This window comes from Sphaerotilus microaerophilus, assembly GCF_023734135.1.
Lineage (GTDB): Bacteria > Pseudomonadota > Gammaproteobacteria > Burkholderiales > Burkholderiaceae_C > Sphaerotilus > Sphaerotilus microaerophilus.
The window spans coordinates 2,191,118-2,201,870 of the sequence record NZ_AP025730.1 but is presented as its reverse complement, the minus strand read 5'-3'; the positions used below and the strand labels follow the sequence as shown (position 1 = coordinate 2,201,870).

Genomic DNA, 10,753 nt, shown 5'->3' with positions numbered 1-10,753 from the left:
GTCAGGATCGTATCGACCCACTTGGGGGGGCTTCACCCCGCGTTCAGGGTGGCGCGCACCACTGCCGCAAGCCCACGATGGAGCCGCACGAGGGCATGGACGGTTGGCAGCATTCTCAGCCGAGCGTCGGTCAGGTTCAAAAAAAGAACAACGGGCAAGACATCCACCAAAGCCTGGAGTGCAGGCCGTGGGATTCATGCTTGAGCACGCGGGCACCGAACCCCATTGGCGCCCTTCGACAGGTGATTCGCCGGCCCAGTCCTATCCTGTTGTTGGCGGTCTGCTCTCCGAGCAACCCGGTGATCCCCTTCAGGCAACGACGCCCTCCGCCGGTCTCAGACCACAGCGCAGGCCTACAACCGCTTGAAGGCACACGCCAAGCAGCTCAGACAAGAGGTCGTGCAGACGAATCGAACAAAAAGAGCCGTTTGACCACCCAATACCTCTCAAACCCCCGCGCATGAGGGGGTTTAGCACCAGTGATGTGCAGACAGCACCCCGCATCCAAGGGATTCACTCTTGGCCGGGAAATAACAGAACCCCGCAGGTCGGGGGTCGACGAATCTCGCAAGATCGACAGAATATGGTCTTGGAACGGCGCTTTGATGGCCCGCCAACCGCAAACCCTGCCATTGGCCATCTCGGGAGTACTTTCATGAATTTTCGCAACGCTCTGGCCGCCGCCGGCCTCGCCCTCGCCAGCATCACTTCTTTCGCGGCTCCGGCTCCTGAATGGAACGCTGGTACGACGAATGTCGACGGCTGGTTCAGTGGATACGAGAGCGCCAATTTCGGCTTCAACGTGACCGGCGCAACCACCGCGTCTTCGCTCGTTGTTTCCGGTTTTGACGATCTCGCTTCCGTCGCCCTCTACAGCGACCTGGGCGGCCTCGTCGGTTACTTCACCCAAACCCTGAACGGTCCGACTTTCGACAAGTTCGAATTCGGCGGCGCCTTGGCTGCCGACCACTACGCCATCGTCGTTCTGAAGAACGCAGGCTGGGGCGGCTATAGCGGCTCGCTGCACTTCAATCCGGGCACGCTGGACACCAGCTCCCTGACCGCCACCCCGGTTCCAGAACCCGAAACCTACGCCATGATGATGGCCGGCCTGGGTGCGATCGGCTTCCTGTCGCGTCGCCGCTCCAAGGCCGCCTGATTCACATCAGGTGCCCATGACCGCGGCATTGCTGCGGTCTGGCTCGTGCAACAAAGGCCCGACGATGTCGGGCCTTTGTCTTTTCCATCTCCACATTGCATTTTTCCGGCAGGTTTGAACGTCGATGCACGCCCCGAGGAATCAGAAGTGAATGGGCAGCCAAGCCACCGACACCGGATTGCGAAATGGCCTGTCCCCGGACAACGGTCTTCTTCATTGCAACCCAATGACCCATGTACGCACAACTTGAGGCGCTAGGCAGCCGGGTTGCGCATTCCTGCGCGTCATTAGTCCGCGGAACAGCAGCAAACACCTCCCGCTTCTCCAGCGACTTGTTAGGCTACTTCTTCTGCAAAAACGCCTTGCCCCGATGAGCCTGCCTGCCCTCACCGCCGGTGCACATGCCGAGTCAAAGCCTCCTCCAGGCGAGGCGACCTACGGCTGTGGACAACCCCTTGAAGGACCCGATCCCCGCTGGTCGTGGCTCCTGGCCTTTGCGGGACTGGCCTCGTTGTATGGCCCAACGCTGTGGGGCCTGTTTCATGGCGTCTGGGTGTCGGATTCCCAAGGGCACGGCCCGATCGTCTTTGCCGTGGTCATCTGGCTGTTCGCGCGTTCGGCCCCCCAGATCGGCCAGCTGCCCGTCCAGCCAGCTCCAACCCCTGGCTGGACACTCTTCGCCCTCGGCCTCCTGATGTACGTGATCGGCAGGTCCCAGGACATCCTGCTGCTGGAAGTCGGCTCCTCCATCCTCGTCGTCCTGGCCCTGCAATTGCTTTTCGTCGGCCCGGCGCTCCCGAAGCTGATGTGGTTCCCCATCTTCTTCATGCTGTTCATGGTGCCGTTGCCCAGCGCCATCGTCGACGCAGTCACCCAACCGATGAAGATGGCGGTTTCGTATTGCGCCGACATCGTGATGAGCAGCGTCGGCTACCCGATCAGCCGCACAGGCGTGATCCTTTACGTGGGTCAGTACCAGCTCCTGGTTGCTGACGCCTGCGCCGGCCTGCACACGCTCTTCACGCTGGAAGCCGTCGGCCTGCTGTACATGAACCTCATTCGGCACGAGTCGGTCTTGCGCAATGTCCTATTGGCGATATTGATCGTGCCAATCAGCTTCACCGCAAACGTCATACGGGTGATCGTGCTGTGTCTGGTCACGTATCACCTGGGCGACGAAGCAGGGCAGGGCTTCCTGCACGGCTTCGCCGGCATGGTCCTCTTCATGGCTGCACTGATGTTGATCATCGGAACCGACTCCTTGCTGCGTGTCGCCGCTCGGTGGCACGCCAGCCGCAGCGGAGCTCCGTCGTGACCTCAACCACGCCCCCCCCCCAAGGCCTGCTCGGACGCGTCGGCCTGCAGGCAGACCGATTTCCGCGAGTGCCTGTACGGTTGGCAATCTGGCTCGGTTTGGCCATGTTGGTTTGCGCCCTGGGCGCCCAACACCTGAAGCCCGGACGCTTCCTGGCTGACCAGCGCAGTGCCGCCAAGATCGAGGACCGGTTGCCCCGTGAATTCGCGGGATGGAAGATCGCCCCGGTTGCGGGCGTCTTGGTGAATCCGCAGCAGGACAAGCTCATCAACTCGCTGTACGCCGAGGTGATCAACCGCACCTACGTCAGTTCGTCTGGACAGCGGCTGATGCTCTCGATCTCCTACGGCCGCAATCAGAGCGACAACCTGCAGGTGCACAAGCCCGAGGTGTGCTATCCCGCACAAGGCTTTCAGGTGCAGAGCCTGAACCAAGGCGAGCTCCGTATTGACGACCAAGTCATCCCGGTACGTCGCCTGGAGACCACCTTCGGCCCCGCCCGGCCTGAGCCTGTGACCTACTGGACCACCGTGGGTGACCACGCCGTTGCCAGCGGCACCGATAAGAAGCTCCAGGAAATGCGGTATGCGTTCAAGGGCTTCGTCGCCGATGGCCTGCTCTTTCGCATGTCATCGATCGACCCCGACAGCAAACGCGCTTTCGAGACTCACAGCCGGTTCGCCGCGGACTTGTACGCCGCCCTCGGACCCGCCGAGCGCAGACAGCTGTTCGGATCACTCGACTGAGTCGCGGCACCGCGTGGTGATCTCATCACGATCCACCCGAACGTAGATGCCGGCTGCCTGAGCACTGACCTTCCCGACTTCAAACATGAACCTACCTTCCGGCAAGATCCTCATCACCGGCGCGCGCGGCATGGTCGGCAGCGCCCTGGCGCGCCGCCTGGCCGCCGGCGGCTACACCCAGGTGCTCACCCCCGGGCGCGCCGAGCTGGACCTGCTCGACCAGCGCGCCGTGCACGCCTACCTGGCCGAGCACCGCCCGGACTACCTCTTCATCGCCGCGGCCAAGGTCGGCGGCATCCAGGCCAACAACCAGTACCGGGCGGACTTCCTCTACCAGAACCTGCTGATCGAGGCCAACCTCATCCACGGCGCCCACCTGGCCGGCGTGCAGCGCCTGATGTTCCTGGGCTCATCGTGCATCTACCCGCGCGACTGCCCCCAGCCGATCCGGGAGGAGGACCTCCTGACCGGCCCGCTCGAGCCCACCAACGAGCCCTACGCCATCGCCAAGATCGCCGGCATCAAGCTCTGCGAGAGCTACAACCGCCAGTACGGCCGCCAGTACGTGAGCGTCATGCCCACCAACCTGTACGGCCCCAACGACAACTACGACCTCGCCAACAGCCACGTCCTGCCCGCGCTGCTGCGCAAGGCCCACGACGCGAAGCTGCGCGGCGACGCCACCTACACCGTCTGGGGCAGCGGCACCCCGATGCGCGAATTCCTCTACGTCGACGACCTGGCCGACGCCTGCGTCCACCTGATGCAAACCGGCTACGACGGCCCGCTCGTCAACATCGGCACCGGAGAAGACGTGACCATCCGCGAACTCGCCCAGACCGTCATGGACGTCGTCGGCTTTGCGGGCGACATCGTCTTCGACGCCAGCAAGCCCGACGGCACCCCGCGCAAGCTGCTCGACGTCAGCCGCCTCAAGGCCCTGGGCTGGACCGCCCGGACCGACCTCAAGACCGGCATCCGCCTGGCCTACGAGGCCGCACCCTTCTACGTCGACGCTGCCGAAGCTGCCGCTGCCGCCAGCCGCCCGGCCTACATCGAACCCTGAATACCCACAAATCCAGAGGAACCCGTCGAATGAACACCCAGACCGCCTCAGCGAAGAAAAAAGTCGCCCTCGTCACCGGCGTCACCGGCCAGGACGGCGCCTACCTGGCCGAACTGCTCTTGAAGAAGGGCTACGAAGTCCACGGCATCAAGCGCCGCAGCAGCCTGTTCAACACCGACCGCATCGACCACCTCTACCAGGACCCGCACGTCGACAACCGGGCCTTCACCCTGCACTACGGTGACCTGACCGACTCCACCAGCCTGGTGCGCATCGTCCAGCAGGTCCAGCCCGACGAGATCTACAACCTCGCCGCCCAATCCCACGTCGCCGTCAGCTTCGAAGAACCCGAATACACCGCCAACGCCGACGGCATCGGCGCACTTCGACTTCTGGAAGCCATCCGCATCTGCGGCCTGGAAAAGAAGACCCGCTTCTACCAGGCCAGCACCAGCGAGCTCTACGGCCTGGTTCAGGAGATTCCCCAGAAGGAAACCACCCCCTTCTACCCGCGCAGCCCCTACGCGGTCGCGAAGATGTACGCCTACTGGATCACGGTCAACTACCGGGAGGCCTACGGCATCTACGCCTGCAACGGCGTGCTCTTCAACCACGAGAGCCCCATCCGCGGCGAAACCTTCGTCACCCGCAAGATCACCCGCGCCATCGCCCGCATCGCGCTGGGACTTCAAGACTGCCTGTACCTGGGCAACATGAGCGCCCTGCGCGACTGGGGCCATGCGCGCGACTACGTCGAAATGCAGTGGCTGATGCTGCAGCAGGACCATGCCGAAGACTTCGTCATCGCCACCGGCGTGCAGTACAGCGTGCGCCAGTTCGTCGAGCGCGCCGCGGCCGAGCTGGGCATCACGGTGAAGTTCGAGGGCGAGGGTGAGAACGAGTTCGGCTACGTGTCCGCCGTCTCAGGCAAGAAGGCCAAGGTCAAGGTGGGCGACGTCATTGTCAAGGTCGACCCGCGCTACTACCGCCCGACCGAAGTGGAAACCCTGCTGGGCGACCCGACCAAGGCCAAGGTGAAGCTGGGCTGGACCCCGACGACGAGCTTCGAGCATCTGGTCAAGGAAATGATCGAGAGCGACTACGAGGCCGCACGCAAGGACAGCCTGGTCAAGCTCGCCGGGTTCCAGGCGTTTGATCATCACGAGTGACGCACTCTCGCCGGAGAACGCTCACCATGCGCCTCAGTGCCGAAACAGTCCGGAACGACATTGCCGTCCCGTTGGTTGTATTGCTATTTGCAATGCTGATCGGGGCGAGCCTGGCGGTCCTGCCCCCTGTTTTCCCCCTTGCGGTGCTCGTGGCGCTGGCCGTCGTCATCGTGGTCTTTCGATACCCGATTGTGGGCCTCATCCTCACCATGGGGTTCATCTATCGGGTCATCCCAGCGCAACTCGCCGTAGAGATACCCCTCGGCGGGTTCAAGGCGAAGCCCTATGAATTCCTGCTGTTGCTGACAGCCGTTTCCGTGCTGACAAAGCCGGCGGGCAGAGCCGCGGCGTACTACGGCCAGAAGACGATCACCCGGATCGATCTGTCATCGGCCATCCTCATCGCAACGATGCTCCTTGCCTTCTTGGTGAGCCGATTCATCCTTGGCAATCACGAACGTTCTGTCATCGAGGCGCGCGGCTACCTCTCATTGCTGGCACTGCCCTTGATTCCACGCCTCCTCGCGTCGGACAAGGACTGGCAACGAATGACCACCGTCATGATCCTCATGGGGGCACTCATTGCGGCCTATGTGTTGATCCAGATGGCAACAGGATTCAACATCATGGGCGGACGCCTCGAAGATCTGGACCTCTCCAAGAACTCAGGCGTCAGACGCAGCCTCCTCTTCGGTGGCGCTGTCGTCATGTTCTCGATATACCAACTGTCCGAGATGGCGAAGCCCGGCAATTTCGCCAAGACGGTCCCCCTGTTGATGCTCATCGCCGCAGGCATCATCGGCACTTTCACCCGCTCGCTCTGGGTGTCTGCCGCGATCGGCGCCACGCTGGTGGCCTACCTGAACGGAGGCGTCAAATCGGTTCTGAAGGTTTCTGCACTGGGCATTTTTGCGGTGACCACGGGACTCGCCTTGGCTGCGATCTTTGAACCGAAGGTCGTCTCAGCCGCTGTCGACCGCGCGGCTGGTATCGTCACCGAGTTCCAGTCAGGCGAATCCTATGGATGGCGTGTACGGGAGAATGAATTTGCCCGGAAGGCAATCATGGAAAAACCGTTCACTGGCGTCGGACTTGGCGGACGGTACAAGCCCATCGAGTGGAGCAAGGGAGCCTTTGAAAACGCTGACTATTTCATCCACAACGCCTACATGGGTGTCGTCTTGAAGATGGGAGTGCTCGGCATCTTGTTCCTCGGCACAACCATCCTGCTCTATCGGTTCGCCTGGCAATCTGGAAAGAAGAGCCAGGATCATGACTACCTGATGCGAAGAAACTCGTTTGCGGGGGTCATGCTCGGATTTTTTTTGGGCGGATTCGTATCGCCATCCTTCCTGACGTTTCACGGATTCCTGTTTTTATCGATTTGTATCATTGGAACATTCCCCCCCGTGATGGCGAAGATATCCAGCCCCGCTCGATGAATATCTCACCTTACTTTTCCGTTGTCATATGCTGCTGGAACAGCAAGCAGTACATACGTGACGCCGTCGAGTCCGTGCTATCGCAAACGGATCAAGACTTCGAGATCGTTTTCGTGGACGGCGGATCTACCGACGGAACCCTTGAATACATCGAGTCCTTGGCAACAGCCAAGCAACTCATCCGTGACGTTCGTGGAGGCATTGCTCATGCCATGAATGTCGGTATCAAACATGCACGAGGCAGCGTCATATCACACCTGCACTCTGATGACTACTACCTACACCCGAGGGTATTGGAAACCGTCCGCGGGCACTTCACCGCGCACCCCGAAAACCGCTGGTTGTTCGGCAGATTCCTGAACGATGTGAATGGAACGCTGCAGCCTCCGCCCTACCCTCAGCGCGGCTATTCCTATGAAAATCTGTTGCGACGCAACCTGATTCCCCACGTATCCACCTTCATCAAGTCAAGCCTGTTCAGGGAAAACGGCTTGTTCAACGAGAACTACCGACTCGCGATGGACTACGAGTTCTGGCTGAGGATCGGAAAATCGAACACACCACTGCAGCTGGACGAACCGCTGGGGGCCTTTCGCCGACATCCAGGAAGTGCGACCACCAAACATGCCATGCAGTCTTTCCGTGAGGACTTCAAGGCTCGCTTCCACCATGCGGCCATCCACCTGTGGCCGGAAATGGCACTGCGCTACCTGAAACGACGGCTGAGGGAAACATGACGCACCCTCGTCGGCTATTTCTACTGTCGAACGGATTCCAGAGCGAGTATGAGGCCGGATTCGCCAACGGCGTGGCTCGCAACGGAATTGAAGTGACACTGATCAGTTCCGACAATACGCTGTCTGACCGGCTCGACCCGGCGATTCGCACCGTCAACCTCCGTGGCTCTCAGAGCGGCCGTCGCTCTGCCCTGGCCAAGGCGCTCAACATCATTCGGTATGTCATCGCCTATGCTCACCTCGGGCTCAAGCACCGAGATGCCATCTTCCACTTCTGTGGGCTGTTCACCTTGCGTAAAGGGTTCGGCGTCGCCGTCGAAGCGGTGCTCGCCCGGCTGGTCTTCAAGACTTGGTGGCTCACCGTTCACAACCTGCTGCCACACGATGACGATCGGCGGAGCACCAGACTGATTTTTGGGCTGGTGTACAAGCTGCCGCAGCGGCTGTTCGTTCACACCAGTCAGTTGAAGCGACAGTTGATAGCCCAATTCGGTATTGCTCCCGAGAAGATCACGGTCATTGACCATGGGATCGATCGGTTCATTCCACCAGTGCCGACCGCCCGGGAGGAAGTAGCGACTGCCTTCGGACTGCCGCCACACAAGACGCTCCTGCTGGTTTTCGGCAATCTGTCTCCGTACAAGGGCGTGGAGGATCTGCTGGACGCCCTGGCAGGAATCGAACTACCGCCTGAGGTGGTGTTGCTCGTTGCCGGAAAACCAAGCTCCAACCCACTGCGCGAGTCCATCCTGAAGAAGGTAAAGGGCCATCCTCATGCGTCTCGCATCCGGCTTCATCTGGGCTATGTCGACGAGCATCTCATCGTGCCGTTGCTCAGCGCCGCCGATGCGATGATTCTCCCGTATCGGCACATTGATCAGAGTGGCGTTCTGTTTGCCGCGAAATCGGCCGGACTGCCCTGCATCCTCACAGATGTCGGGTCCTTTGCGGAGTACGCGGAACCCCAGCGAGATATCCTCATCGCCCCACGCAACGGTGCTGCGTTGGCCAATGCAGTGCTCCGCTTCTGCATGACGCCACACCGTGGCTCACGCGACCAAGCAGTGCAGGCAGCCGAAGATCGCTTCGCCTGGCGACACACCCTTGTTCCGTATGCCGAAGAAGTCACAGGCCAGCACATCACGACGAAATCATGACAGGCAACCGATACATCCTCATCTCCCCCGTCAGGAACGAGCAAGACTACATTGTTCGCACCGTAGAGTCGGTCGTGTCGCAGACGCGGCTTCCCCACAAGTGGGTGATTGTGGATGACGGGTCTACCGATCAAACTGCCGAGATCGTCAGGAACTTCCAGGCCACCTACCCGTGGATTCACCTGGTTTCATTGACCGATCGTGGCTACTACTTCCCAGGGACCGGCGTGGTGACTGTCTTCAACGCCGGATTGGAGACGATTCGCAACGAAGAATGGGACTACGTTGTCAAACTTGACGTCGACCTGTCCTTCGAGCCGGACTACTTTGAAGAATTACTCAAGCGCTTCGAGGCCGATCCAAAGCTCGGTATCGCCAGCGGCATCACGTACCTGCCAGCAGAGGGTGCATCGTGGAAGATGGAAGCTGTGCTCGACGATCATCCCGTTGGACCGTCCAAGATGTATCGGCGCACCTGTTTCGAAGCCATCGGCGGGCTGCTCCCGGTCCCCGGCTGGGATCTGGCTGATCTCCTGGCGGCACAGATGAAGGGTTGGCAAACCCGCTGCTGGAAGGACTTGATGATCAAGCACTATCGCCCCACGGGAACCCGCCGCCAAGGCAGGTGGGCCCGGGGCGTGCTGCAAGGTCGCTTTGAATACCGGCATGGCTATGCACCGCTCTACACCTTGGTCAAGGCGGTCTACAACCTGATCGGTGGTGCAAATCCAGTGTGGACAGCAGGAAAGATTGCCGGTTACACCCTCGCGGTGTTCAAGCAAGATCCATTCATCTTTGACGCGCCCATGCGCAGTTTTCTGCGTCAGAAACAGCATGAACACCTGAAACAGCAGCTGTTTCGGAATACTCATCCAACTTGAAACATACAGGGCCCCACATGTCCAGACTCTTTCAGCTTTTCTCAAATGGAATTCGAGTGGCTGCCGTTTGCGCAGCCCTCGTTCCTCTCGGCAGCCAAGCCGCTTGCCAGGAGCCATTTGTTCGCGGCGTAAACCTGGCTGGCCCGGGTTTTGGTTCCGCCCTGCCGGGCAAGCTGAACGTGGACTACAGGTTTCCGACGCTGGCCCAGATGCAGTATTACAAGGCAGCCGGGTTCAACAGCATCCGGCTGTCCATCAAATGGGAGCGGCTGCAACCGAAGGCCCTGGGTCCTCTGGCGACGGTTTACCTCGCCGAAATCAAGAAGATCATGAACCATGCAGCGTCGACGGGCCTGTCGGTCGTCATCGATCTGCACAACTACGACCGCTACTACGGCGTGCTCATCGGGTCAGGGGTGCCTGTGACCGCACTGGCGGACGTGTGGCGCCGCTTGGCCACGGAGTTGAGAGCGTATCCGTCCCTCCTCGGCTACGGCTTGATGAATGAACCGTACAACACAGGGGGAACCTGGGAAGCCACCGCCCAGGCGGCGGTGACAGCGATCCGCGGCGTGGACATGATGCACTACGTCTTTGTGGCGGGGGATGCGTACAGCAACGCCATGAAATGGAACGTATCGCATCCTGCACCCTTCATCAACGACCCGGCCGGCAAGGAAGTCTACGAAGCGCACACCTATTTCGACGCAGACAGCAGTGGCAAGTACACCTCTCAGGCGCCCTATGAGGCCGCCAAGTGGGCAGTCGACAAGCGCTTGAATCCCTTCATCCTGTGGCTGAAGAAATACCGGAAGTTGGGCGTGGTCGGTGAATGGGGTGTCCCCACCGCCTCGTCAGACTGGAACGACACCGTCACGGCCTTCATGAGCAAGACCGAGGCCCATTGCGTGAGCACCTACGTCTGGGCTGGTGGCCCGTGGTCGCCCACCTACCTGCTGTCGCTGGAACCCATTGCAGGCGTGGACAGGCCCGTCTTGTCGCACCTTCGCAGCCTGCAGCAGTGACTAGCGAGCGGCATCAACATGCGCAAGCACGCACCTGCCCGGCCTGCGCCGGTATC

Annotated in this window: 10 protein-coding genes; all 10 read left to right on the top strand. The window is 60.8% G+C overall.

Going from position 1 to position 10,753, the window contains the following annotated elements; translation table 11 throughout:
- The first annotated feature begins 655 nt into the window (after window positions 1-655).
- The 10 genes from NGK70_RS09665 (at window position 656) to NGK70_RS09620 (ending at window position 10,697) form a co-directional block, all read left to right on the top strand.
- On the top strand, window positions 656-1,159 hold the full coding sequence (locus tag NGK70_RS09665; RefSeq protein WP_251973030.1) for an FxDxF family PEP-CTERM protein: 504 nt from the start codon (window positions 656-658) through the stop codon (window positions 1,157-1,159).
- A gap of 370 nt (window positions 1,160-1,529) precedes the next feature.
- Window positions 1,530-2,474: an exosortase B gene (gene xrtB / locus NGK70_RS09660; protein ID WP_251973029.1), complete on the top strand. Its 945-nt coding sequence runs from the start codon at window positions 1,530-1,532 to the stop codon at window positions 2,472-2,474.
- Window positions 2,471-3,220: an exosortase-associated protein EpsI, B-type gene (gene epsI, locus NGK70_RS09655; protein ID WP_251973028.1), complete on the top strand. Its 750-nt coding sequence runs from the start codon at window positions 2,471-2,473 to the stop codon at window positions 3,218-3,220. Before xrtB ends, epsI begins: the two co-directional genes overlap by 4 nt.
- Before the next feature lie 85 nt (window positions 3,221-3,305).
- The gene (locus NGK70_RS09650) at window positions 3,306-4,286 is read left to right on the top strand and encodes a GDP-L-fucose synthase family protein (RefSeq protein ID WP_251973027.1); all 981 of its coding nucleotides are present in this window, start codon (window positions 3,306-3,308) and stop codon (window positions 4,284-4,286) included.
- Between the two features lie 29 nt (window positions 4,287-4,315).
- Window positions 4,316-5,455, top strand: coding sequence for a GDP-mannose 4,6-dehydratase (gene gmd / locus NGK70_RS09645; protein WP_251973026.1), 1,140 nt, complete (start codon window positions 4,316-4,318; stop codon window positions 5,453-5,455).
- A gap of 26 nt (window positions 5,456-5,481) precedes the next feature.
- Window positions 5,482-6,897: an O-antigen ligase family protein gene (locus NGK70_RS09640; RefSeq protein WP_251973025.1), complete on the top strand. Its 1,416-nt coding sequence runs from the start codon at window positions 5,482-5,484 to the stop codon at window positions 6,895-6,897.
- Window positions 6,894-7,634 carry a glycosyltransferase family 2 protein gene (locus NGK70_RS09635; RefSeq protein WP_251973024.1) on the top strand — a complete coding sequence of 247 codons (741 nt, stop codon included), beginning with the start codon at window positions 6,894-6,896 and terminating at the stop codon, window positions 7,632-7,634. The genes NGK70_RS09640 and NGK70_RS09635 overlap by 4 nt, the downstream gene beginning before the upstream one ends.
- Window positions 7,631-8,791 carry a glycosyltransferase gene (locus NGK70_RS09630; protein WP_251973023.1) on the top strand — a complete coding sequence of 387 codons (1,161 nt, stop codon included), beginning with the start codon at window positions 7,631-7,633 and terminating at the stop codon, window positions 8,789-8,791. Before NGK70_RS09635 ends, NGK70_RS09630 begins: the two co-directional genes overlap by 4 nt.
- On the top strand, window positions 8,788-9,672 hold the full coding sequence (locus tag NGK70_RS09625) for a glycosyltransferase family 2 protein (RefSeq protein WP_251973022.1): 885 nt from the start codon (window positions 8,788-8,790) through the stop codon (window positions 9,670-9,672). Before NGK70_RS09630 ends, NGK70_RS09625 begins: the two co-directional genes overlap by 4 nt.
- A gap of 17 nt (window positions 9,673-9,689) precedes the next feature.
- The gene (locus NGK70_RS09620) at window positions 9,690-10,697 is read left to right on the top strand and encodes a glycoside hydrolase family 5 protein (protein ID WP_251973021.1); all 1,008 of its coding nucleotides are present in this window, start codon (window positions 9,690-9,692) and stop codon (window positions 10,695-10,697) included.
- Window positions 10,698-10,753 lie beyond the last annotated feature (56 nt).